This is a genomic window from Aeromonas sp. R5-3 (genome assembly GCF_040908225.1).
Taxonomy (GTDB): Bacteria; Pseudomonadota; Gammaproteobacteria; order Enterobacterales; family Aeromonadaceae; genus Aeromonas; species Aeromonas dhakensis.
Genome location: NZ_JBFODH010000018.1, coordinates 85,313 through 110,382 on the forward strand (window position 1 = coordinate 85,313; position 25,070 = coordinate 110,382).

23 protein-coding genes are annotated in these 25,070 nt (G+C 51.9%); 20 read left to right on the forward strand and 3 right to left on the reverse strand.

Features of this window, described 5'->3' with window-relative positions; all coding sequences use genetic code 11:
* Positions 1–130: 130 nt before the first annotated feature.
* The 5 genes from AB5Y95_RS08745 to tesB all read left to right on the forward strand — a co-directional run bounded on the left by AB5Y95_RS08745 (position 131) and on the right by tesB (position 4,231).
* Complete coding sequence (locus tag AB5Y95_RS08745; RefSeq protein WP_005302891.1) at positions 131–751, forward strand: L-threonylcarbamoyladenylate synthase; 621 nt, start codon at positions 131–133, stop codon at positions 749–751.
* Positions 699–1,634 (forward strand): ScpA family protein, encoded by a 936-nt coding sequence (locus AB5Y95_RS08750; protein ID WP_368160617.1) that lies wholly within the window; start codon positions 699–701, stop codon positions 1,632–1,634. Before AB5Y95_RS08745 ends, AB5Y95_RS08750 begins: the two co-directional genes overlap by 53 nt.
* 32 nt (positions 1,635–1,666) lie before the next feature.
* Entirely contained in the window at positions 1,667–2,263 is a 597-nt protein-coding gene (scpB, locus tag AB5Y95_RS08755) for an SMC-Scp complex subunit ScpB (RefSeq protein ID WP_368160620.1), read from the forward strand.
* On the forward strand, positions 2,256–3,179 hold the full coding sequence (gene rluB / locus AB5Y95_RS08760) for a 23S rRNA pseudouridine(2605) synthase RluB (RefSeq protein ID WP_005302885.1): 924 nt from the start codon (positions 2,256–2,258) through the stop codon (positions 3,177–3,179). Before scpB ends, rluB begins: the two co-directional genes overlap by 8 nt.
* A gap of 188 nt (positions 3,180–3,367) precedes the next feature.
* Positions 3,368–4,231: an acyl-CoA thioesterase II gene (gene tesB, locus AB5Y95_RS08765; RefSeq protein ID WP_368160623.1), complete on the forward strand. Its 864-nt coding sequence runs from the start codon at positions 3,368–3,370 to the stop codon at positions 4,229–4,231.
* A 64-nt stretch (positions 4,232–4,295) separates the two neighbouring features.
* Here tesB and AB5Y95_RS08770 read toward each other — a convergent pair whose 3' ends face one another.
* The 3 genes from AB5Y95_RS08770 to AB5Y95_RS08780 form a co-directional block, all read right to left on the reverse strand.
* On the reverse strand, positions 4,296–5,474 hold the full coding sequence (locus tag AB5Y95_RS08770; protein ID WP_065016974.1) for a dicarboxylate/amino acid:cation symporter: 1,179 nt from the start codon (positions 5,472–5,474) through the stop codon (positions 4,296–4,298).
* A gap of 195 nt (positions 5,475–5,669) precedes the next feature.
* Positions 5,670–6,173, reverse strand: a complete 504-nt coding sequence (locus AB5Y95_RS08775) for a class I SAM-dependent methyltransferase (protein WP_368160780.1) — start codon at positions 6,171–6,173, stop codon at positions 5,670–5,672.
* A gap of 239 nt (positions 6,174–6,412) precedes the next feature.
* Complete coding sequence (locus AB5Y95_RS08780) at positions 6,413–7,054, reverse strand: TetR family transcriptional regulator (protein ID WP_041203640.1); 642 nt, start codon at positions 7,052–7,054, stop codon at positions 6,413–6,415.
* A 143-nt stretch (positions 7,055–7,197) separates the two neighbouring features.
* Here AB5Y95_RS08780 and AB5Y95_RS08785 point away from each other — a divergent pair, with 143 nt between their 5' ends.
* The 15 genes from AB5Y95_RS08785 to AB5Y95_RS08855 all read left to right on the forward strand — a co-directional run bounded on the left by AB5Y95_RS08785 (position 7,198) and on the right by AB5Y95_RS08855 (position 25,017).
* Complete coding sequence (locus AB5Y95_RS08785; protein WP_017782277.1) at positions 7,198–8,391, forward strand: efflux RND transporter periplasmic adaptor subunit; 1,194 nt, start codon at positions 7,198–7,200, stop codon at positions 8,389–8,391.
* 17 nt (positions 8,392–8,408) lie between these two features.
* Entirely contained in the window at positions 8,409–11,558 is a 3,150-nt protein-coding gene (locus AB5Y95_RS08790; RefSeq protein WP_139432864.1) for an efflux RND transporter permease subunit, read from the forward strand.
* Positions 11,551–12,960, forward strand: coding sequence for an efflux transporter outer membrane subunit (locus tag AB5Y95_RS08795; RefSeq protein ID WP_368160629.1), 1,410 nt, complete (start codon positions 11,551–11,553; stop codon positions 12,958–12,960). Before AB5Y95_RS08790 ends, AB5Y95_RS08795 begins: the two co-directional genes overlap by 8 nt.
* A 781-nt stretch (positions 12,961–13,741) precedes the next feature.
* A complete protein-coding gene (gene rfbB, locus AB5Y95_RS08800; RefSeq protein WP_368160632.1) occupies positions 13,742–14,827 on the forward strand; it encodes a dTDP-glucose 4,6-dehydratase in 1,086 nt (361 codons plus the stop codon).
* Positions 14,827–15,693, forward strand: coding sequence for a glucose-1-phosphate thymidylyltransferase RfbA (rfbA, locus tag AB5Y95_RS08805; protein ID WP_244365276.1), 867 nt, complete (start codon positions 14,827–14,829; stop codon positions 15,691–15,693). The genes rfbB and rfbA overlap by 1 nt, the downstream gene beginning before the upstream one ends.
* Positions 15,694–15,696: 3 nt before the next feature.
* The gene (locus AB5Y95_RS08810; RefSeq protein ID WP_244365277.1) at positions 15,697–16,101 is read left to right on the forward strand and encodes an FdtA/QdtA family cupin domain-containing protein; all 405 of its coding nucleotides are present in this window, start codon (positions 15,697–15,699) and stop codon (positions 16,099–16,101) included.
* Positions 16,102–16,113: 12 nt separating this feature from the next.
* Positions 16,114–16,641: a GNAT family N-acetyltransferase gene (locus AB5Y95_RS08815; protein WP_368160636.1), complete on the forward strand. Its 528-nt coding sequence runs from the start codon at positions 16,114–16,116 to the stop codon at positions 16,639–16,641.
* Between the two features lie 32 nt (positions 16,642–16,673).
* Positions 16,674–17,777 (forward strand): DegT/DnrJ/EryC1/StrS aminotransferase family protein, encoded by a 1,104-nt coding sequence (locus AB5Y95_RS08820; protein WP_244367213.1) that lies wholly within the window; start codon positions 16,674–16,676, stop codon positions 17,775–17,777.
* Positions 17,774–19,024 (forward strand): O-antigen translocase, encoded by a 1,251-nt coding sequence (locus AB5Y95_RS08825; RefSeq protein ID WP_368160640.1) that lies wholly within the window; start codon positions 17,774–17,776, stop codon positions 19,022–19,024. Before AB5Y95_RS08820 ends, AB5Y95_RS08825 begins: the two co-directional genes overlap by 4 nt.
* Before the next feature lie 15 nt (positions 19,025–19,039).
* Entirely contained in the window at positions 19,040–19,933 is an 894-nt protein-coding gene (locus AB5Y95_RS08830) for a glycosyltransferase family 2 protein (protein WP_368160642.1), read from the forward strand.
* Entirely contained in the window at positions 19,933–21,267 is a 1,335-nt protein-coding gene (locus AB5Y95_RS08835; protein ID WP_368160645.1) for a hypothetical protein, read from the forward strand. Before AB5Y95_RS08830 ends, AB5Y95_RS08835 begins: the two co-directional genes overlap by 1 nt.
* Positions 21,242–21,871, forward strand: coding sequence for a haloacid dehalogenase-like hydrolase (locus AB5Y95_RS08840; protein ID WP_368160647.1), 630 nt, complete (start codon positions 21,242–21,244; stop codon positions 21,869–21,871). Before AB5Y95_RS08835 ends, AB5Y95_RS08840 begins: the two co-directional genes overlap by 26 nt.
* 809 nt (positions 21,872–22,680) lie before the next feature.
* Positions 22,681–23,490 carry a glycosyltransferase gene (locus AB5Y95_RS08845; RefSeq protein ID WP_244366869.1) on the forward strand — a complete coding sequence of 270 codons (810 nt, stop codon included), beginning with the start codon at positions 22,681–22,683 and terminating at the stop codon, positions 23,488–23,490.
* A gap of 56 nt (positions 23,491–23,546) precedes the next feature.
* Positions 23,547–24,458, forward strand: a complete 912-nt coding sequence (locus AB5Y95_RS08850) for an NAD-dependent epimerase/dehydratase family protein (protein WP_244366867.1) — start codon at positions 23,547–23,549, stop codon at positions 24,456–24,458.
* 1 nt (position 24,459) lies between these two features.
* A complete protein-coding gene (locus AB5Y95_RS08855; protein ID WP_244366866.1) occupies positions 24,460–25,017 on the forward strand; it encodes a sugar transferase in 558 nt (185 codons plus the stop codon).
* The last annotated feature ends 53 nt before the right edge of the window (positions 25,018–25,070 follow it).

Consider the following 25,070-nt stretch of genomic DNA (forward strand, 5'->3'; position numbering starts at 1 on the left):
GGCGAGCCGGTAACCGTCCCGGAGTTGCAGGGCGCCAACGGGTGCCAAACAGAGTAAGGTAGTGTCGTGAAGCCCGGCTTCGCGGCCATCAAGCGGGCAGAGATTGCTGCCCCCATTGCGAGAACGAGTCATGAGTCAGCACTTTTACGTACACCCGGAAAATCCCCAGGCCCGTCTGATCAGCCAGGCGGTGCAGATCATCCAGAATGGCGGCGTCATCGTCTATCCCACCGATTCGGGTTATGCGCTGGGTTGCCAGATGGGTGACAAGGGCGCGCTGGAGCGCATCTGCCGCATCCGCCGCATCGATCCCAACCACGACTTCACCCTGGTGTGCCGCGATCTCTCCGAGATCTCCACCTACGCCAAGGTGGACAACAGTGCGTTTCGCCTGATCAAGAACAACACCCCCGGCCCCTACACCTTCATCTTCAAGGCCACCAAAGAGGTGCCGCGCCGCCTGATGAACGAGAAGAAGAAGAGCATCGGCATCCGGGTACCGGACAACAAGATTGCCCAGGCGCTGCTGGAGGCCCTCGGCGAGCCGCTGCTCTCCACCACCCTGATCCTGCCGGAATCTGACATGGCGGAGTTTGACCCGGAGGAGATCTTCGACAAGCTGGGCAAACAGCTGGATCTGGTAGTCAACGGCGGTTATCTGGGCGAGCAGCCCACCACAGTGGTGGACTTCTCCGACGATGAACCCGTGCTGCGTCGGCGTGGTGCCGGGGATCCGACCCCGTTTGAGTGATACGGTCGAACCGGTCGTCATGACGGCCGCCCAACTGCCCGCCGAGGCTGGTGAGGAGGGGCCGTCGGCGCTCTCTCCCATCGCCCGGGTGCTGGGGCAGCCCTACCATGAGCTGCCCCAGGACTTGTTCATCCCGCCCGATGCGCTGGAGGTGTTTCTCGATACCTTCGAGGGGCCGCTCGATCTGTTGCTCTACCTCATCCGGCGCCAGCAGCTCGACATCCTCAACCTGCCGATCCTGCAGATCACCGCCCAGTACATGGAGTACGTGGAGCTGATGCAGGGGCTCAATCTGGAGCTGGCAGCCGAGTACCTGCTGATGGCGGCCTGGCTGGCGGAGATCAAATCCCGCATGCTGCTGCCCAAGGCGCCGGAGCTGGAGGACGAAGAGGAGGGGGAAGACCCCCGCGTCACCCTCATCCGCCGGCTGCAGGAGTACGAGCGCTACAAGGTGGGGGCGGAGCGGGTCAACGAGTTGCCGAGGCTGGAGCGGGAGATCTTTGTCGCCAGCGCCATGGCGCCGGATTTTGGCGATCTCAAACCACTGGCGCCCGATGTTTCGCTGGTTGAGCTCGCCCTTTACATGCAAAGTGTGGTAAAACGCGCGACTCATTTTGAACATCACCAGATCCGCCGCGAGCAGATCCCGACCCGGGTGCGCATGGCGGAGATCCTCGCCATGCTCTCGCTGGGCCAGACCCTGCGCCTGGAGCAGGTGCTGCGCGCCGAAGAGGGGCGCATGGGGGTACTGGTGACGTTTCTGGCCTTGCTGGAGCTCTGCAAGGAGCAGCTGATCTGGATCCTGCAGGCGGAACCCCTGGGGCCCATTCACTTTGCCCTGGCTGGCCAGCATGAGGAGAGCGAGCGTGGCGCTGCCCACTGAACGACTGCGGCCGATAATGCGAGGAGCGAACCATGGCGCTGCCGGCTGAACGACTCAAGACGCTGATCGAAGCGGCGCTGTTCGTTGCCGGGCGCCCGCTCAACGTCAGCGAGCTCAAGAGCAGCGTGCTGGCGGACTACCCGGTCACCAGCCGCTACGTGCAGCTGCTGCTGGCGGAGCTCAAACAGGATTACAGCGAGCGGGGGGTGGAGCTCAAGGAGGTCGCCTCCGGCTGGCGCTTTCAGGCCCGCCAGGAGTACGCCGAGGAGCTCTCGCGGCTCTGGAGCGAGCGGGCCCCGCGCTATTCGCGCGCCGTGATGGAGACGCTGACGTTGATCGCCTATCGTCAGCCCATCACCCGGGCCGAGATCGAAGCCATCCGTGGGGTGGCGGTCTCGAGCCAGATAGTGAATACCCTGAAAGAACGTGGCTGGGTGCGCAGCATAGGTCACAAGGAGGTGGTGGGTCGCCCCGAGCTGCTCGCCACCACCCGAGAATTTCTGGATTATTTTAATCTGCAGAGTCTGGAGCAGCTCCCCGAGCTTGATCCCGAACTGCAACTCTCGTTGTCCACTCTGACGTTGGCAGAGACGGGCAGCGATCAACAATCAGGTAACCCCGATGAGTGAAAAACTGCAAAAAGTGTTGGCCCGCGCGGGTCACGGCTCCCGTCGTGAGATGGAGGCCCTGATCACCGCAGGTCGGGTCAGTGTGGATGGCAAGGTCGCCACACTGGGGGATCGCGTCGAAGTGAACGCCGTGATCCGGGTGGATGGTCACCAGGTCAAGACCCGCGCCGCAGAGGAAGTGATCTGCCGCGTGCTGGCTTACCACAAGCCGGAAGGGGAGATGTGTACCCGTCACGATCCGGAAGGTCGTCCCACCGTGTTTGATCGTCTGCCCAAGATGGAAGGGGCCCGCTGGATCGCGGTCGGCCGCCTCGACGTCAACACCTCAGGTCTGTTGCTGTTCACCACCGACGGTGAGCTGGCCAACCGGCTGATGCACCCGAGCCACGAAGTGGAGCGGGAATACGCGGTGCGCGTGTTTGGCGAGATCACCGAAGCCATGCTGCAGCGCCTGCGCAAGGGCGTGCAGCTGGAAGATGGCATGGCCAAGTTCAACAAGATCAAGCCGGCCGGCGGTGAAGGTCTGAACCAGTGGTTCAACGTTACCCTGACCGAGGGTCGCAACCGTGAAGTGCGCCGCCTGTGGGAGTCCCAGGAAGTGCAGGTGAGCCGCCTGATGCGTATTCGCTACGGCGACGTCAAGCTGGATCGCGGCATCCCGCGCGGCGGCTGGCAGGAGCTGAAACTGCCCGAGGTGAACTACCTGCGCGGCCTGGTCAACCTGCCACCGGAGACCGAGTCCAAGGTCGATCTGCAGCAGGATGGCAAGGCCAGCCGCCACAAGCAGGCCGCCCAGATCCGTCGCGCCGTCAAGCGCCACAAGGAGATGCAGGGCAAGGAGCCGCGTGCCCGTGCCACTACCGCCCGTCGCAAGCCGCAAGCCTCGACCCGCAACTCCGGCACCGGCAGCAAGTAAGCGCCCAGTCGCACTGTAAAAGGCCCGCCTCTTCGGCGGGCCTTTCGTTGGCGCCTGTTGCGTCCGTTATTGTTCAGTGTGCATGATTGCTGAATTAATGGGGTCAGGCAGGCGACTGGCGGGGGCGGGGGTGGTTGCCCGGCAAGGGCGGGCTTGTTAGCCTTCCGGCACTGACACAGGAGATAATAATGAGCAAGGTACTTGATGAGCTGCTGGCGTTGCTGGCGCTCGAGAAAATCGAGGAGGGCCTGTTTCGGGGCCAGAGCCAGGATCTCGGTCTGCGGGCCGTGTTTGGTGGACAGGTAATGGGGCAGGCCTTGTCAGCCGCCAAGCAGACGGTGGCCAGCGATCGCCAGGTGCACAGCTTCCACTCCTACTTCCTGCGCCCCGGCGATGCCAACCGTCCCATCGTCTACGACGTGGAGAACATCCGCGACGGTCAGACCGTCTCCACCCGCCGGGTCAAGGCCATTCAGGGCGGCAAGCCCATCTTCTATCTCAACGCCTCCTTCCAGGTCGAGGCCGAGGGGTTTGAACACCAGATCGCCATGCCGGAGGGGATCACGCCCCCCGAGCAGCTCAAGAGCGAACTGGAGCTGGTGCGCCCCTACGAGCAGCAGATCCCGCCCGCCCTGCGCGACAAGATCATGTGCGAGAAGCCCATCGAAATTCGCCCGGTGACCCTGGTCGACCCGATCCGCCCCGACGTGCATGAGCCGGTGCGCCACGTCTGGTTCAAGGCCAATGGCCAGATGCCGGACGATCAGCGGGTGCACAAATACCTGCTGGCCTACGCCTCCGACTTCCACTTCCTGTTCACCGCCCTGCAGCCCCACGGGGTGTCGTACTGGGAGCCGGACATGCAGGTGGCCACCATCGATCACTCCATGTGGTTCCACCGAGACTTCCGGCTGGACGACTGGCTGCTCTACGTGGTGGACAGCCCGAGTGCCAGCGCCGGTCGTGGCCTGGTGCGCGGCCAGTTCTTCACCCGCGACGGGGTGCTGGTGGCGAGCACGGCGCAGGAGGGGGTGATCCGCCGCCGCGGTTGATTAGCGCTGAGCGTCAACAAAAAACGGGAGCCATCGGCTCCCGTTTTTTTATCTGCTTGCTCTATCAGGCCGCGTCTTGCTCGGTGCTGAGGGCTGGTTCGCCGCTCTGGGCGAAACGGTCGGCCCACAGGGCAATCACGCCGTCGCCGGTGACGTTGCAGGCGGTACCGAAGCTGTCCTGGGCCAGGTAGAGGGCGATCATCAGGGCGATGGAGGCCTCACCGAACCCCAGCATGGAGGTGAGCAGTCCCAATGCGGACATGACGCCACCACCCGGGGCACCCGGGGCGGCAATCATGATGACACCCAGCATCATGATGAAGGGCAGCATGGTGCCGATGCCCGGGATGGCCAGATGCTCGGAGAGGAACATCACGGCGGTGGCGCAGGTCACCAGGGTGATGGTGGAGCCACACAGGTGAATGGTGGCGCACAGCGGCACGGTGAAGTTGGCGATGCCGGCGCTCACGCCGTTGTTCTTGCTGGCCTGCAGGGCGACCGGGATGGTGGCGGCGCTGGACATGGTGCCAAGGGCGGTGAAGTAGGCCGGCAGCATGTTCTTGATGAGCTGGGCCGGGGAGCGGCCCAAGGCCAGACCGGTGCCAACGAACAGCACGGAGAGCCAGAGCCAGTGCATGATGATGGCCATCACCAGCACCACGCCAAAGGTCTTCAGGGTGGCAAACACGGTGCCTTCCACCGTCATCTCGACGAAGACGCCGGCGATGTAGAACGGCAGCAGCGGGATGATCACCTTGGCCAGCAGGCGGTCGATAATGTCGCGGCCCTGATCGGCGACCCGGCGCAGATCGGTGGCCTGGGTGGCGCTGATGCCGATGCCGAACACGAAGGCGGCGGCCAGTGCCGACATCACCCCGAACAGCGGCGGGATCTCCAGATTGATGTAGGAGGTGAGCTTGATGGCGCTCTCGGCGGTGGACTCGGCGGCGCTGGTCAGACGCGGGATCAGGTTGCTGGCCACGGTAAAGGCGAACAGGCCGGCCAGTATGGTGGAGCAGTAGGAGAGGGCGACCGTCTTGCCCAGCAGCTTGCCGGAGTTCTTCGGCAGGCTGGCGATGCCGCTCATGATGAAGAAGAGGATGATGAGCGGAATGGTGAAGGTGATCAGCTGACCTATGACTGTCTTGGCCGTAAACAGCACGCGTGCGACCCATTCAGGGGCGTAGAGACCGAGCAAGAGACCGGCGAGGATGCCGGCAACCAGTTTGAGGACAAGTTTCATAAGTAAATCCAGGTGTTAGTGTCTGATTTGTTATTTAATTTTGATTTTAATGCCGCTTTTTAACACAAAATCCGCATCATGTCTGTCGTAGGTGCGTTAATGTCGAGTTAAATATTGTTAAATGTGATCATGGTGGTGATAGCCACTGGCCAGGCGATCGCGAAGTGCTGCGGGTGATTAATTTGGTGCGGCCCTTCAGCTGCGAAGCAGCAGGGCGTGCAGCCAGCGGCCATCCGTCCGCTCGCTCTCCCAGCACTGCTGCAGTTGCAGCGGCAGCGGGGCGATGAGCCGGCGCAGCCCCTCCTCATCGAGTCGGGAGAGGCGATCTTCGGCTAAGGGAGAGGCGGCTTCAGGCGTGCCGTCGTTGGAGGCCGGCTGGCCACTGGGGTGGGGAAAGGCGCAGTAGAGCGGCCCGGCAGGCTTGAGCAGGCCAGCCAGGTGCGCCAGCGCGTCGCTGAGCTCGCTGGCCGCGAGCAGCGGCAATGCCCCGCGCGCCCAGATGCCGTCATAGGGCACCACACTGCGCAGCTGATCGATGCGGCATACCCGTACCGGCTGACCGCTGCGCCGCGAGGCTACCTTGGCCTGCGTCAGGCGGGCATCGAAGGCCGTCACCACCAGCCCCTGCTGGCGAAAGAAGCAGAGATCGTCGCCTTCACCGCAGCCCGCCTCCAGCAGATGGGCACCACAATGGAGCAAGGCCAGAAACTGCTGACGCGCGACGGACAGTGGGTCGGCTGAGGGGGTGGCAAGGGACATCGGCGGGCAATGGGGAGACGAACGGGACATGGCGGGCACCTTTGCTCTGGGGCGCAACTCAATTTCGGGGGCGTGACTATAGCAAATTTGAGCCAATTTGGCGCCGGGGCGCCAAAGGAAGGGGAGGGAACTGGGGAGTGCCTGCGCCGGCCAATGGACCCGTGCTGAGCGGTTGTGAGTCAGGTGCGGCGGGTGGCCGGGCCGCCGGACTGGGCGATCAGGGCGAACAGGTTGTCCAGCACAAAGTCGGCCTCCTGGCGCAAGTCGATGCGATCCGGGAAGTGCAGCCAGTTGATGATGTAGCCATCCAGGGTGCAGTGCAGCAGGGTGGCTGCCCGCTGCAGATCCAGCTCCCGCGGCAGCTGGCCGAGGCGCACCGCATTGCCCAAGGTGATCTCCAGATCCCGGAAGAAGTTGTTGGACTGGCTGCGCATGTGCTCGCGCAGTGAGATGGCCTCTCCCTCCAGCGACTCCAGGTTGAACAGTATGGTGAACATCTGCTGATGGGCGGGTTCGGTGCTTATCTTGATGATCACCCCTTTGAGGAAGCTGCGCAGCTTGCCGAGGGGGTCAGGCTCCTGCTCGGAGACGCAGGCATCGAGCTGGTGGGAGAGGGGCTGGCAGAGCTCCTCCCAGAGGGAGACGAACAGCTCTTCCTTGTTCTTGAAATGCCAGTAAATGGCGCCCCGGGTCAGCTCGGCGGCCCTGGCGATGTCGGTCAGGCTGGTCTTGGCCAGGCCTTGTGAGCAGAACAGATCCAGGGCCGTACTCATGATATGGCAGCGGGTCTGCTGCGCCTCTTCTTTGGTTCTTCTGGCCATCTCTCTGCGCACCTTGTAAAAGTAAAAAAAGTCACTTACATACATTTATGAATGTATGTATATTGCCTCATCTTTCCAATTTTACCAACCGGGTCCTATAAACCCTGTGGTTTTTCATTGATAGACAGAGGCTCAGGTTTTTCATGCATAAACATATTCTCGCACGTTCAGTCGGCCTTGCGCTGCTGGCGAGCGGTCTGCTGACCGCTTGCGGCGAACAGGGCCCCGCCCAGCAAGGACCCGGTGCGATGCCGCCGGCCGCGGTGGATGTCGTCACCTTGCATACGGCGCCGTTGCAGCTCACCACCGAGCTGACTGGCCGCAGCGCCCCGCTGCGGGTCGCCGAGGTGCGCCCCCAGGTGAGCGGCATCATTCTCAAGCGCCTCTTTACCGAGGGCAGCGACGTCAAGGCCGGTCAGCTGCTGTACCAGATCGACCCCGCCGTCTATCAGGCCGCCGTCGCCAGTGCCAAGGCCAATCTGGCCAAGGCGCAGGCCAACGAGCAGAGCGCCCGCCTCAAGGCCAAGCGCTATGCCGAGCTGGTGAAGGTGAAGGCCATCAGCAGCCAGGAGTATGACGACGCCGATGCAGCCTGGAAGCAGCAGCTGGCCGAAATCGGTGCCGCCAAGGCGGCGCTGCAGAGCGCCAACATCAACCTGGCCTACACCCGCATCACGGCCCCCATCAGCGGTCGCATCGGCAAGTCTGCGGTGACCGAGGGGGCGCTGGTGACGGCCCAGCAGGCCGACAGCCTCACCTCCATCCAGCAGCTCGATCCCATGTATGTGGACGTGCGCCAGTCCACCGCCGATCTGCTGCGCCTCAAGCGCCAGGTGGCGGCCGGCAAGCTGACCCAGGACGAGCAGAAAGGCGCCCGGGTGAGCTTCCAGCTGGAAGATGGCTCCACCTATGGGGAAGAGGGCTCGCTGCAGTTCTCCGACGTGACCGTGGATGAGACCACCGGCATGGTGACCCTGCGGGTGATCGTCCCCAACCCTCATCAGCTGCTGCTGCCCGGCATGTTCATGCGTGCCACCCTGCAGGAGGGCGAGCGCGCCGAAGGGCTGTTGGTGCCGCAGACCGCGGTGACCCGTACCCCGAAAGGCGGCGCTACCGTGATGGTGGTGACGGCGGACAACAAGGTGGAGCTGCGTGAAGTGCAGCTGGGCCGCATCGTCGGCAGCGACTGGGTGGTGGAATCCGGTCTCAAGGCGGGTGAGCGGGTTATCGTCGCCGGCCTGCAAAAGGTAAAACCCGGGGTTGTCGTGGCGCCGGCTGAACAGGGCGCCGCTGCGCCGTCTGCCCAGGCGCCGGCCAATGCCCCGGTCAACAAGTAGGATGGAGTAGTCGCCTCATGGCACGATTTTTCATAGACAGACCCATTTTCGCCTGGGTGATCGCCCTGGTGATCATGCTGGCGGGCAGCCTGGCCATCATAGGCCTGCCGGTTGCCCAGTATCCGAGCATTGCGCCGCCGGCGGTGGGCATCTCCGCCAGCTACCCAGGGGCCTCCGCCAAGACGGTGGAAGACTCGGTGACCCAGATCATCGAGCAGAACATGACCGGTCTGGATCACCTGCTCTACATGTCCTCCCAGTCGGACTCCTCCGGCCGGGTGTCGGTGACCCTCACCTTCCAACCGGGAACCGACCCCGACATCGCTCAGGTGCAGGTACAGAACAAGCTGCAGCAAGCCATGTCGCTGTTGCCGCAAGAGGTGCAGCAGCAGGGGATCCGGGTCCAGAAGACCTCCAGCAGCTTCCTGATGGTGGCCGCCTTCATCTCCAAAGATGGCGCCATGACCAACGATGACCTGGCCGACTATGTGGTGGCCAACATCAAGGAGCCGCTCAGTCGTCTGGACGGGGTAGGGGACATCACCTTGTTCGGCAGCCAGTATTCCATGCGGGTCTGGCTCGATCCCAACAAGCTCAACCGGGTGCAGATGACCCCGGGTGACGTGCAGACCGCCATCAAGGCGCAAAACACCCAGGTGGCCTTTGGCAAGCTGGGGGGCACCCCGGCGGTGACCGATCAGCAGTTCACCGCCACCATCATGGGGCAGACCCGGCTCTCCACCGTGGCGCAGTTCAACGACATCCTGCTGCGGGTGAACCAGGACGGCTCCAAGGTGCGGCTCAAAGACGTGGCCCGGGTTGAGCTGGCCGGTGAAAGCTACGATGCCGAGGCGCTCTACAACGGGCAACCCACCGCGGCGGTGGCCATCAAGCTGGCGACCGGTGCCAACGCGCTGGATACCGCCGAGAAGGTGCGCAGCAAGCTGGGCGAGCTCTCCGCCTACTTCCCGGCCAACATGGAGATCGTCTATCCGTACGACACCACGCCGTTCGTGAAGATCTCCATCGAGGAGGTGGTACAAACCCTGGTGGAGGCGATCTTCCTGGTGTTCTGCGTCATGTATCTGTTCTTGCAGAACTTCCGTGCCACCCTGATCCCGACCATCGCGGTGCCCGTGGTGCTGCTGGGGACCTTCGGCGTCATGGCGGCGTTCGGCTTCTCCATCAACACCCTGACCATGTTCGGTCTGGTGCTGGCCATCGGCCTGCTGGTGGATGACGCCATCGTGGTGGTGGAGAACGTGGAGCGCCTGATGAGCGAGGAGGATCTCTCTCCGCTCGAAGCGACCCGCAAGTCGATGACCCAGATCACCGGCGCCCTGGTGGGGATCGCCCTGGTGCTCTCGGCGGTGTTCGTGCCGATGGCCTTCTTCGGTGGCTCCACCGGTGCCATCTATCGCCAGTTCTCCCTCACCATCGTCTCGGCCATGGTGCTGTCGGTGCTGGTGGCGCTGATCCTGACCCCGGCCCTGTGCGCCACCCTGCTCAAGCCCATCAAGCATGGCGAGTTCGGTGCCAAGCGCGGTTTCTTCGGCTGGTTCAACCGGGCCTTCGACGCCAGCGCCAACCGCTACCAGAGCGGCGTGCGCAAGGTGGTCAAGCAAGGGGTGCGCTACGGCATCATCTACGCCGCCATGCTGGCGGTACTGGCCATCCTGTTCATGCGCATGCCCACCTCCTTCCTGCCGGAAGAGGATCAGGGGGTCATCATGTCCATGGTGCAGCTGCCGGTCGGTGCCACCAAACAGCGCACCGAGGTGGTGCTGGCCGACATGCGCGACTACTTCATGAAGAACGAGAAGGATAACGTCGACTCCGTGCTAACGGTGGCGGGCTTCAGCTTCGCCGGTAGCGGTCAGAACAGCGGCATGGCCTTCATCAAGCTGAAAGACTGGAAAGAGCGCAACACGCCGGATCGCAGCGCCAATGCCATCATCGGCCGCGCCATGGGCTACCTGTTCAGCATCAAGGAAGCCCAGGTGTTCGCCTTCAACCTGCCTCCGATCCCAGAGCTCGGGACGGCCACCGGCTTTGACTTCTATCTGCAGGATCGGGCCGGCGTGGGCCACGACAAGCTGATGGCGGCGCGCAACCAGCTGCTCGGCATGGCGGCGCAGGATCCCAACCTGGTGCGGGTGCGCCCGAACGGGATGGAAGATACTCCCCAGCTCGACATCAAGATCGACTACGAGAAGGCGCTGGCGCAGGGGCTCTCCATCAGCGACATCAACAGCACGCTCTCCAGTGCCTGGGGCTCTGCCTATGTGAACGACTTCGTCGACAGAGGCCGGGTCAAGAAGGTCTACCTGCAGGCGGATGCTCCCTTCCGGATGAACCCGGAAGATCTCAAGCTCTGGTACGTGCGCAACAGCGCCGGTCAGATGGTGCCCTTCTCCGCCTTTGCCAGCACCGACTGGAGCTTCGGCTCGCCCCGGCTGGAGCGCTACAACGGCGTGCCGGCGATGGAGATCGTCGGGGAAGCGGCGCCGGGCAAGAGTACCGGTGACGCCATGGCCGCCATCGAGCAGATGGTGAAGCAGCTGCCGGAAGGTATCGGCATCGAGTGGACCGGTCTCTCCTATCAGGAGCGGCAGGCAGGCTCTCAGGCCCCGGCCCTGTACGCCATCTCCCTGCTGGTGGTGTTCCTCTGTCTGGCCGCCCTCTACGAGAGCTGGAGCATTCCGTTCTCGGTGATGCTGGTGGTGCCGCTCGGGGTGCTGGGGGCCATTGTGGCCGCCACCCTGCGCGGGCTGGAGAACGACGTCTACTTCCAGGTGGGTCTGCTGACCACCATAGGCCTGTCGGCCAAGAACGCGATCCTCATCGTCGAGTTCGCCAAGGAGCTCTATGACAGGGGCATGGGGCTGAGCGAAGCCGTGGTGGAGGCGGCGCGCCTGCGTCTGCGTCCGATCCTGATGACCTCGCTCGCCTTCATCCTCGGCGTATTGCCGCTGGTGATCAGTACCGGGGCCGGCGCCAGCAGCCGTAACGCCATCGGTACCGGCGTGATGGGGGGGATGATCAGTGCCACCGTGCTGGCCATCTTCTTTGTGCCGCTGTTCTTCGTGCTGGTGATGCGCTATTTCACCAAGCACAGCACCAAGCAAGCGCGTCTGGCCCATGCCGAGGAGATCAAACATGACTAAGACCCTGATCGCCTTGAGCGTGACTCTGCTGTTGGGGGGCTGTTCCATGGCCCCCGATTACCAGCGCCCCGAGCTGCCACAAGGCGCCACCTGGCAGAGCAACCAGACGGGGGAGGCGGCCGTCTCCTCCTGGCGCCAGCAGTTCCTCGATCCCGCCCTGCAGCAGTTGATCGCCACGGCCCTCGAGAACAACCGGGATCTGCGTATCGCGGCCCTCAACGTGGAGGCCTACGAGGCCAGATACCGGATCCAGCGGGCGGCCCAACTGCCGACCCTGGCGGCCAATGGCTCGGGCTCTCGCCAGCAGGGATCGGACGATCTCAGCAGCACGGGGCAGGGCACCATCAGCAGCCAGTACGGCGCCAACATCGGCATCACCGCCTACGAGCTGGACCTGTTCGGCCGGATCCAGAGTCTGAAAGATCAGGCGCTGGAGACCTATCTGGCGCAAATCGAGACCCAGCGCAGCACCCAGATAGCCCTGGTGGCCTCGGTGGCCAACGCCTATCTCACCCTGCTGGCGGATCAGGAGTTGCTGGCGCTGAGCGAGGCGACCCTGGCCACCGAGCAGGAGAGCTATGGTCTGACCGAGCACAAGTACCGGCTGGGGGCCGCCTCCGAGATGGAGCTGGCTCAGGGCCGTACCGCGCTGGAGAGCGCCAAGGTGAGCCTGGCCCAGTACCAACGGCAGGTGAAGCAGGATCGCAATGGCCTGGCGCTGCTGCTCGGGACCAGTGTTCCCGCACTGGTGACCGAGCCGGCGACCCTGGCCGAGGTGCAGCTGGCGGCCATCCCGGTAGGCGCCCCCTCCAGCCTGCTGCAACAGCGCCCGGACATTCTGGCGGCCGAGCATAGCCTGAAAGCGGCCAATGCCAATATCGGAGCCGCCCGTGCGGCCTTCTTCCCGACCATCTCGCTGACCGCGACGGCGGGCACCGCCAGCAACCAGTTGAGTGGGTTGTTTGACGGTGGCACCGGTACCTGGACCTTTATGCCGCAGATCAATCTGCCGATCTTTGACGGCGGCAAGCGCATTGCGGATCTGGACGTGGCCGAGGTGAGCACCAAGCAGGCGGTGGCGAGCTACGAGAAGAGCATCCAGACCGCTTTCAAGGAAGTGGCGGATACGCTCGGCGCCCAGGCTGACTATCAGCAGCAACTGCAGGCCCAACAGGAGTTGGTGAAGGCGAGCCAGACCTACTTCAAGCTGGCGGAGGTACGTTACGAGAAGGGGGTGGACAGCTATCTTACCCGGCTCGATGCCCAGCGTTCGCTGTTCAGCGCCAAACAAGGGCTGATCACTACCCATCTGGCGCAGCTCAGCAACCAGGTCGCGCTCTACAAGGCCGTCGGCGGTGGCTGGCAAGCTGCCGATAGCGAGGGTGGCAAAGGAAAAAGCTGACAGTAGCCACACTTTCCTCCTTGCGTTATCTTACCGTCACAGGGCGAACCATCAGGTTCGCCCTGTTTGTTTGCTGCAAAAACATATACATATGAAGCTCAAGTGACATAATACGTCGTGCAGACAGAGTTGTGATCGGTATCAGACTCTGGTGGAAGAGCTGCATTTTTACGTGTGCGGCGGGGGGCAATTGTAAGAAAGTGTTACGTGTCTCCATCCGGATTGGCAAAAAGTGGCGGTCTTGTGAGCGCGCTCCACACTGATGCGTCGCTTGTCACTATTTTTACTTTTGAATCCGGCTGGCAACGACCTTTTTGGTCTCAAAGGAGGCTTTGTTGGTGGTTGGCAGCTCATCTCCTTCTGCTGGAAGAGCAGAGAACCGCTACGGGAGAGGGCGTAAATCGCTTACTTTAAGAAGGGTTGTTATGGCTGTTCAAGCGGCCAGGAAAGGCGCTAAAATCCGGACTTTGCCCTTGGGGCATGGCAACGATTGACGGCGGTTTTTTTGTAAACTGGCATGTTCAATGTGCAAGAGAAATCGCACTTTTGTCATCAGGGAGCGGTGACAGAATTTTCCCAAGCTGGAGGGCGCTATGGCCAACAGCACACACAATCCGGTCAAAAGCAGCAATCTGGGGGCTGTAACCCAGGGGCGGTAGCTATTGTCTTTTTCGTGGTTGGTGTCAGAAATCCGCCATTTGAGCGAGCATTTTCACCACCATGAACAATGGTAACTGGTTCAAAAAGAACCGAATTTCTATTACTTTTCAAGAGCATAACTATGAAGATTCTTGTCACTGGTGGCGCAGGCTTTATCGGCTCGGCGGTTGTTCGTCATATCATTCGGGATACCAACGATTCAGTTATCAACCTCGATAAACTCACCTATGCGGGCAACCTGGAATCCTTGGCCAGTGTCGCAAACAGTGAACGTTATGCCTTTGAGCAGGTGGATATCTGCAACCGCGCCGAACTGGATCGGGTGTTTGCCCAGCATCAACCGGACGCCGTGATGCACCTGGCGGCCGAGAGCCACGTCGATCGCTCCATCACAGGCCCTGCCGACTTCATCGAGACCAATATTGTCGGCACCTACATGCTGCTGGAGGCGGCTCGCGCCTACTGGAACAGTCTGGACGAGGTACGCAAGGCGGCCTTCCGCTTCCACCACATCTCCACCGACGAGGTATATGGCGACCTGCCCCATCCGGATGAAGTCGCCCCCGGTGTGGCACTGCCGCTCTTTACCGAAACCACCCCCTATGCCCCCAGCAGCCCCTATTCTGCCTCCAAGGCCTCCAGTGACCATCTGGTGCGTGCCTGGCGCCGTACTTACGGCCTGCCGACCATAGTTACCAACTGCTCCAACAACTACGGCCCGTTCCACTTCCCCGAGAAGCTGATCCCGCTGGTCATCCTCAATGCGCTGGATGGCAAGCCGCTGCCTGTCTATGGTAAGGGCGACCAGATCCGTGACTGGCTCTATGTGGAAGATCACGCCCGCGCGCTTTACACCGTGGTCACCACAGGTGTGATCGGCGAGACCTACAACATCGGCGGTCATAACGAGAAGCAGAACCTGGACGTCGTTCATACCATCTGCGATCTGCTTGACGAGATGGTACCCAAGGCCGGCTCCTACCGCGACCAAATCACCTACGTCGCCGACCGCCCCGGTCACGATCGCCGTTATGCCATCGATGCCAGCAAGATGAGCGCCGAGCTCGCCTGGCAACCGCAAGAGACCTTTGAATCCGGTATCCGCAAGACAGTGCAGTGGTATCTGGATAACCTGCGGTGGGTCAACAACGTGAAGAGTGGATCCTATCAGTCCTGGATCGATCAGCAGTACGGGGAGAAGAAGTAATGAAAGGTATTATTCTGGCAGGTGGTTCTGGTACCCGTCTTTATCCGATTACCATGGGGGTGTCCAAACAATTACTGCCTGTTTATGACAAGCCCATGATCTATTACCCTCTTTCGGTATTAATGTTGGCTGGTATCAGAGAAATTCTGATTATCACTACTCCAGAAGATCAGGCTAGTTTTGAGCGACTGTTAGGTGATGGTAGCCAATTCGGTATTTCGCTGACTTATGCAGAGCAGCCCAGCCCGGATGGTTTGGCACAAGCCTTTATCATCGGTGAGGAGTTTATCGGCAAAGAATCCGTCTGCCTGATCCTTGGCGACAACTTATTTTGGGGGCAGGGCTTTTCACCTACGTTGCGTCAAGCCGCGCTAAGGACAGAAGGTGCTACGGTATTTGGTTATAAAGTGCAGGATCCAGAACGTTTCGGTATTGTTGAATTTGATGAAAAGCAAAGTGTAATTTCTATTGAAGAAAAACCTGCTGAACCAAAGTCGCATTTTGCAGTAACCGGACTCTATTTTTACGACAATCAGGTTGTCGATATCGCTAAACAAGTAAAGCCTTCAAAAAGAGGCGAACTTGAAATTACGAGCATTAACCAGATATACCTCGAGCGAAATAAACTTAACGTTGAACTGCTAGGCCGTGGTTTTGCTTGGCTAGATAGTGGAACCCACGAAAGCCTATTGGAAGCGTCTAACTTTGTTGCAACGATAGAGGCAAGACAGGGATTCAAGATCGCTTGTTTGGAAGAAATAGCCTGGAGAAATGGTTGGTTAGAATCAGAGATGGTATTAAATACCGCAAAAATGATGGCAAAGAACAGCTATGGTAAATATCTTTTTGATTTATTTAAGGGTTAGTTTATGGGATTGGTTAATTTGATTGATCTACCAATGCTTGGTGATGACAGAGGTTTATTGATTTCCCTTGAAAATAAAATAAGTATCCCCTTCGATATCAAGAGAATATATTATATATATGGTACAAAGCATGGAGTCTCGAGAGGTTTTCATGCTCACAAAAAATTAAAGCAGGTTGCAATTGTTGTTAGTGGCTCATGTCGATTCAGATTAGACAATGGAAAAGAGCAAGCAGATATTACATTGAATAATCCGGCTCAGGGGCTTTTAATTGAGTCATTTATGTGGCGGGAGATGCACGACTTCTCGGATGACTGCGTGCTGATGGTTGTTGCAGATCAGTTGTATGATGAGTCTGACTACATAAGGGAATATGATGAGTTTTTGCGAATGGCAAATATAAACTAAAAGGTGATGGTTATGGAATTTAAAGCAAAAACAATAAGTGTCAGATTGATTGATGTTGGAGATGCTGAATTTATCTTGTCATTAAGAACAGATGGTCGTCTAAATAGACATTTGTCACAAACTAGTAGTTCATTAGAACAGCAAAGAGATTGGATTAAAAACTACAAAGAGCGGGAAAGTCAAGGTGATGAATATTACTTCATTATATATCGTAATGATAATAATGAAGCTGTAGGTACAGTAAGATTATATGATTTCATTCGTGATAAAAAATCCTTTTGTTGGGGAAGCTGGATTTTGAATGAAAACAAAACAAAATATGCTGCTATGGAAAGTGCATTTCTTGTTTATCAAATTGCCTTTGAGAAGCTGGGTTTTGAAAGAGCACATTTTGATGTAAGACGAGAAAATGTAAAGGTCATTGCTTTTCATCAGAAGATGGGGGCGAAAGTTGTCTCTGAAAATGATCTTGATTTGTTTTTTGAAATTGAAAAAAATGCTATTTCAGATGCAAGAAATAAATTGTCACGCTTCCTGTAATTAGAAATCTCCAACAACCATTAGGCATAAAAATGATCAATTTTCTGGATTTGAAAGCTATCAATAGTCGATATCAGCAAGAACTCAAGGATGCCTGTGCTCGTGTCATTGATTCCGGTTGGTATATTATGGGGAATGAGCTAAGCCAATTTGAAACAGAGTTTGCAGCCTATTGTGGCTCCAAATATGCGATCGGTGTTGCCAATGGTCTGGATGCTCTTATTCTAGTAATGCGCGCCTGGAAAGAACTCGGCAAACTCAAGGCGGGTGATGAGGTCATTGTTCAGGCCAATACCTATATAGCATCTGTTTTGGCTATTACTGAGAACGATCTGGTTCCGGTCCTGGTAGAACCGAACACTGATACCTACAACCTTGATCCTGAGTCGGTTAAAGCCGCTATCACCCCTAAAACTAGAGCAATCCTGCCTGTGCATCTCTATGGCCAGCTGTCTCCTATGTCTGAACTCATGGCGATTGCCAAAGAACATGGACTGTTGGTATTGGAGGATTGCGCGCAGGCACATGGGGCTGAAATCAAGGGAAAGCGCGCCGGTAATTGGGGTGATGCGGCTGGTTTCAGCTTTTATCCGGGGAAGAATCTGGGGGCCCTTGGTGATGCAGGTGCTGTGACTACGAATGATGATGACCTGGCCCAAACGCTGAAGGCTTTGCGCAACTACGGCTCTCATAAAAAGTATGAAAACCTCTATAAAGGAGTAAATAGCCGCCTGGATGAAATTCAGGCCGCCATGCTAAGGGTTAAATTACGTCATCTAACGACTGAAACAGTTCGTCGCCAACAGATTGCAAAAAACTATCGCCGCAATATATCAAACCCATTAATTATCTTACCGCAGGTAGAAGAAGAGTCTGCCCATGTATGGCATCTTTTTGTCGTGCGTTGTGAAATGCGTGAGGCTTTGCATAAACATTTGAGTGAACGAGGAATTCAAACCTTAATTCACTATCCAATTCCACCACATAAACAGCAGGCATATAGTGCCTATGCCAATATGTCTCTGCCGTTTACTGAGATGCTTCATCAACAGGTACTTTCTATCCCGCTAGATCCGAGTATTGATGATGAACAGATCGCTAAAGTTATTGCAGCAATGAACGAGTTTGTTGCATGAAACGCTTGCTCAAAGTCACCGCTATGACAGGGTTATTAACTTTGTTTAAAATGGCGATGGGGTTTGTGATTGCCAAGGTGGTGGCCATTTATACTGGCCCCACTGGTATGGCAATGCTAGGACAAGTTCAGAGCATGGTTATCAGTCTTAATGGTATCATTAATGCGCCTGTGAGTAGTGGGCTCGTTCGCTATACGGCAGAGAAACATGGTGAGGGATTTGAAAGTTGTGCTCCCTGGTGGCGAGCATCATTACAATGGGTATTAATTATTTCCGCAATAATTATACCGACTGGGCTTTTGTTAGCCGAGCATCTAGCTATCTGGTTGTTTCAGAATGAATCTCTTGCTTGGGTTATCGTGGTAACAGTTGCTGTATTACCTCTTTCAGCAATAGGTACTTTGTGTAACTCGGTAATTAATGGTCAACAGAAATATCGTCGCTACGTATCTCTCGGGATGTTATCAGCCTTTGTTTCTGGTGCTGTGATGTTGATATTAATAATGCAAGAAAATATTAACGGTGCTTTATTGGCTACCGCGATTCAAGCCTCTTTAATTGGGCTGATAATGCTAATTGCCAACATTCGTCAGCCATGGCTAAGGCTGTGCTATTGGTGGGGGGATACAGATAACACAGCCAGAAAGGCGATTGGTGGCTACATGTTAATGGCAATGACGACAGCTTTAACTGTGCCAATCTCACTTATTTTAGTTAGAAATATCTTGATCTCACAGGTAGGATGGGAGGCTGCTGGTCAATGGCAGGCTGTATGGAAAATATCAGAGGTTTACCTGGGAGTGATAACTATGGCCTTGGGTACATATTATTTACCTCGTCTTTCATCTTTGGTTGGTTCGGCGGCTATTATTGACGAAATACACCGAACTACTCGTATCATATTGCCAATAGTGGCTTTTTTGGCTTTATGTGTTTACCTATTACGTGATGTGGCTATTTGGCTTCTATTTACTAGTGAGTTTTATGCAGCAAGAGACTTGTTTGCTGTGCAGCTTCTGGGGGATGTGATTAAAGTAGCGAGCTGGCTTTATGCATATGTAATGCTGTCTCGCGGTGCAACTAAATTGTTTATATCTACAGAAATAATTTTTTCTTTTTTATTCGTTGCTCTTTCATATGTCAGTGTGACTATCTATGGCTTAGAAGGTGTAAATATTGCCTATACAGTCAACTACACTCTTTACTTTATTTTTGTATTTTTAAAATTAAAGAGTGTAGCTCGCTGACTTTTGGGGAAATATATGAAACCTATTACAATTCTAATACCATCTTTCAATCATGCTCCTTATATAACTGAGCTGTTTGAGTCAATCGATAAGATAGAAGAAAAGAATATCGATGTATTAATAATTGATGACTGCTCATCTGATGGTTCAGATGTGTTGATAAAGGAGTATGCAGCTAATAAAAGTAATGTCTCATTTTATATTAAAGATGAAAATAAAGGGCTGGTTGATTCACTGAAGTTTGGTATTGCCAAGATTAAAACAGATTATTTTTATTTGATCGCATCGGATGACATAATAGATTATCGGAACTTTTCAGCTGCTTTACATTATATGCAGGAGAACCCCACTTTATTTTTTAGCATATTTGGAGCAGAGAGTTTCTCCAACGATGACCGTTATCAATCGACATATACAAACAAACATAGAGACTTTTTTTCTTTACCGCAGCATGAAATTGCAGAGAAAGTTTTTTATGCACATCCCGCCCCAATATTATTACAGTCTACAATTTTTAAAACCTCAGAGTTTAAAAGTTATAATTTGATAGATAATGATCTAAAGTTTGATGATTATCCAATTTTTATTAAGTATTTCCAAGCTTTGAAAGATGAAGCGATTAAGCGATTTGCATTTTTTCCAGATATGAACTTGGTGAAATATAGACATCATGATAATAATACATATAAGAATTATGCTAAAATGTATTCCATGTTTGAAGCTGTCTATAATAAGCTAGCACCTAATACTAAAGTCTGTAATCATTCTAAAGCTATGTATTGGTACTTATACTTTATAAAATCGATGTTGTCATTAAGATTCGATGTTGTACTGTTTTTACTTAAAAAATATAAGTGTTCATATATTAGATATCTGCCATTGTTCATTTATTACAAGGCAAAATATTAATGGACTATGAAGAATTTTTCTCCTTTGCTTATCAAGATATATACAAGTATATACTAATAGCGATTTTTTTATTCATATCCCAGTATTTTTTGGTTAAACGGTTTTGTATTGGAGGTATTTTAGACCCCTTTCATATAATCTATACATTTACATATGCCACATCGTATGCAGTGGTCGGTTTATTGTGGCTGGGCGGGTATGTTGATAGTTACATATTCATCATGTTACTAATCTATGGTATATTGTTTTTATTTTCTCTTAAGATACTGGAGTATTCTGGGTGTGAGTGTGGTCGAATAACATATATATTTCGTGGATTAGTTAATGCTAACGGTTCATCCTTTGCTGTTGGCTGCATCACCCTTATCTATATTTTATTGACTCTAATGCTAATCCATAGTAAAGGTTTTTCACTGTTTTCCACAACGAACAGATTTGAGGATAATAGGGGGATTGGTCCGGCAGTAAAATTTTGGGAATATTCGTCATATTTTATTACTGCATATTTATCTATATCTTTTCATAAAGCCAGCAATGCCTTTAAAAGAAAAATAATTTCCATTGGTCTCATCTCTTATATAATTTTCAACAGTGTCATCAGTGGCGCTAAATCAGATGTTTTTCTTTATGGTTTAGCATGCTTCTATGCGCAGTCAGTTTTTCATGGAAAACCAACATATAAGATAAAGCATATTCTTTATATTTCTTCGTTCGGACTGTCTGCTATTTTTTGTGTGTTGTATTTCAATTTTTCAAGTACATTAAATGCGGAGAGCGAGTTTGTCGATATATTTATCTCTCTATTTATAAGATTTACAGACAGAATTTTATCAAATGGTGATGTATATTATATGGGGTTACCATATAATGTAATTGATGGTATTGATGTTGATAATTTTTTTGTTATTATCTTTGCACCATTACTTGGTGTATCTGTACTTAGTTCTATAGCGGGATATGATGTTAGCTCATTCGAATTAGGCCGACAAATTCTACTCTATCATTATCCTCTTCACGATATCGCTGGCGGGCCTACAGACCATTTTGATTTATTTGCATATAAATTTTTTGGATATGCAGGCGGTCTATTCGTTATATTTCTTGGTGTATACGTATATGTAATTCGGATGATAATAAAATCCGGTAGATCAAATCACTATCTTTCAGCTGTATACACAGTTTTGTGGTTTAATGTCATATCTATTCTCCTAAAGCCAGGAATGTTGTTGAGCGCTTTACTTTTACCATGCATGTTTTTTGTATTTATCGGGTTGTTATGTAGGGTTTTAACTATAAACGGAGATGTAGATGGTAAAAAAACTAATAATATTTGATGTTTGTGGCACCTTATATGACAGTAATACCACATTTGATTTTATAAGATTTTTTAGAAAAAATTCTATCTATATAAAACTTCTTGATTGGAGACCAATAAAGCTGCTTTTGGTCGCTTTAGGAAAAGTCATATCTTTAGACATTTATCGTTTTCTGTTCATATATAGTTTAAAGGGGATTGAAAGAGCTACATTAATAGAAGCAGCAAACGATTTTTATGAGCATGTATTGCAGTATAAAAAAATTGACACAACACATCAGCTTTTAGAGCGTTCTAAGCAACAAAGCGGGGTTGATGTCCTATATTGTTCTGCATCGCTAGATATCATTATTCAGGTTATTTCTGAAAGATTAGGGGGGAGGTATCAGGCATCATCGCTCTCATTTTCCCCTGATGGGATTTGCTCTGGTTTTTTATCCAATGATCTTCTAGGGAAAAAGAATGCTTCTTTTAAAGATATGGATATAGAACTCACAGTGACTGATAATATCAGTGACCTAGAACTGCTCAAAATGTCTAAAAGCTCATTTGTATTATCAAAACAAAAGCATATTTCTTTTTGGAAAAAAAATGGATTTACTGTTGATCTGGTGATTAAATGAAATTTCTCTATATACCATTGATGTATACATTTCATACCAGACTGTTTGGTTTGAAAAGTAAAGTTGCTTGGATATTCACATACATTATACCCACATTTATAGCCTATATGTATATATATGGTGCAGAGACCAATAGTGTATTGGCAGACATGATATTTTTTTGCGTCTCCGTTACATGTATATATGGAGCCTATGAATTAGGTTATATTTATAACGATGCAGAATTAATAAAAAGAGAAATAAATCCAACACTACGTCTGAGTAATAATGAAACAGAGTTTTATGAAAAGCATAAGTTATACATATATACGCTCAGACTGATGGTTTTATTTGGATTGCTTTATGTATTATATGCAGTAGCTATAAATACTTTCCTATCTACAGCATTATCATGTCTCGCAATTATAGTTCTCTATTTCATATATAATAGCGCTCGTAGTATGATTAATATCCCATTGTATTCCTGTCTAGTATTTTTCAGGTATTTTGGCTCTGTATTTTTATTTTGTAGCATTAGTCATATCTTCCTGCTTTGGGTAATATATCCATTTGTCAGCACAATAGAATTTGCGGCAAAAGATAAATATAATATATCAATGTTATCCGGTTTGGCGAAAAACGATCGTTATAGGGTTTGGATTTACTTTATACTAGTGGCGTTGTTGGTTACATTTTACGTCGCTTATGGTGAGATAGTCCTTTTACCTTTAATGTTGGCGTCGTATTTTCTACTCTATCGAACGCTTATTTTTTTGAAGGCTGCTGATTTAAGAAATTGATTCTCTTATTTAGAGTCAAAGGATAAAGGTATGGACTTTAGTGTATTAATGTCTCTTTATCATAAAGAGAGCCCAGATTATCTAGCTTTATGTTTACAGAGCTTATCTGAACAGACTTTGTTTCCAAATGAGGTGCTCATCGTTTTTGATGGACCTATTACAGCTTCTCTTGAAGATACTGTGAGACAATGGTCTGCTCGGCTGCCGATAAACATTTTAAGATTGGAGAATAATGTTGGTCTAGGGCCAGCCTTAAATGAAGGATTGAAACTTTGTCGTCATGAAGTAATTTTTAGAATGGATACGGATGATATTTGTCATCCTCTTCGCTTTGAGCGACAAATAGAATTCTTGCTGAATAATCCGCATGTTGGACTGTTAAGTACATGGGTCGGTGAGTTCGATAAAGAAAGTGATGATGTGCATTCAATAAAAAAAATACCAATCCATCACAATGAAATCGTAGCTTTTGCAAAGAAAAGAAATCCATTTAATCATATGGCGGTTGCTTATAGAAAGTCAGCTGTATTGTCAGCCGGTGCATATCAAGATGACTATTTATATGAAGACTATGCTTTATGGGTTAGAATGATAAAAAATGGAGTTGTAACCGCTAATTTGCCAGATGTATTAGTTTACGCGAGAACTGGTAATGGTATGGAGTTTCGTAGAGGTGGGTTGGTTTACTTCTTATCTGAGCTGAAAGTTCAATATAGTTTTTATAAAACTGGGTTTACCAACGCTTATGAATTAATTCGTAATATTGCGATTAGACTCCCAGTAAGATTCGTACCTGGTAAATTCAGAAAGTATATATATAGGGAATTTTTGAGAGAATAAACGTGGCTGAGGAATGCTGAGGGATTTTGTTTTTTAACTATTAGATGGTCTTGTCTATGATATTGTTGACTGGTGCAAGCGGGTTTGTTGGAAATGCAATACTAAATAAGTTAGTTGATGTTCCATTAAAAATACTAAGCCGTAAAGATATTCCCCATTTTGACGGTTATTTTTTTTATGGTGAGATAGATGGCCACTCAAGCTACCAGAGTGCTGTAGAAGGTGTGAAAGTTGTGATCCATACAGCTGCTTGCGCACACAGGAAGGATTTTTCAGCAGAAATGTATTCTGAAGTAAATACCTCCGGTACATTGAATCTTGCTAGACAGGCAGCTGATGCAGGTGTAAAAAGATTTATCTTCATTAGTTCTATTGGAGTTAATGGAAGAAATAACAATGGCGTGCCTTTCCGATATGATGATGTCCCTCAGCCTTGTGATGAATATGCAGATTCAAAACTCAAAGCTGAAATTGGTCTGCTTGAAATAGCTAATAATAGTGGCATGGATGTTGTCATAATTCGCCCTCCATTAGTATATGGAGCTGGGGCTCCTGGGAGTTTTGGCAGGCTTATAAATGCGGTAAATAATGATTACTGGCTGCCACTGGGGAAAGTTAATAATAAGCGTAACTTTATAGCCATAGATAATCTTGTTGACTTTATAATTACTTGTACTGAGCATCCTCTAGCTGCCAATAAAATATTTTTAGTCAGTGATGGGCAAGATGTTTCTACTACTGAACTGCTCAAAATGATGGAAATGTATTCTGGCAAGAAATCATCTAAGTTATTGCCATTGCCTATAAGTTGGCTCAGGTTTGCAGGTAAGATTACTAGAAGAGATGCGGTTATAAGAAGTCTGTGTGATGATTTGCAAGTTGATATCACATACACAAAAGAAACCTTAGGCTGGCAACCATTGATATCAATGGAAGAGGGCATTAGGCGTTGTTTCATAAGGGGTTGACATGTTAATTCGTTTTTTCGATTTTTTTGCCGCTTTATGTGGTTTGTTGTTGCTGTTACCTGTCTTACTTATAGTTACTGTAGTTGGTTTCTTTGATACGGGTTCTCCAATTTTTATTCAAACTCGTGTTGGTAAAAATAAAAAAGCATTTCGTCTTATTAAGTTTCGCACTATGTCTGTTGATACTAAATCTGTAGCCAGTCATTTGGCCAGTTCTACATCTATAACCAAATTTGGACGTTTTTTAAGAAAAACAAAGATTGATGAGTTACCACAATTAATAAATGTGTTGAAGGGGGAGATGAGTTTAGTTGGACCTCGACCTAATTTGTTTAATCAAGATGAGTTGATTGCTGAACGTGATGCCCTTGGGATATATAATGTATTACCTGGTATTACTGGGTTGGCACAAGTGAAAAATATAGATATGTCTACTCCTAAGTTGTTGGCAAAAACTGATCGCCAAATGATAGATAGTTTAACTTTTACTAACTATGTTCGTTATATTGCTATGACTGCTACTGGTAGTGGTAAAGGAGATGCGGTGAAAAAAAAATAACTATATGATTCTATGAGGTTATTTTCATGTATATCAGTAGTGAAACAGTATTT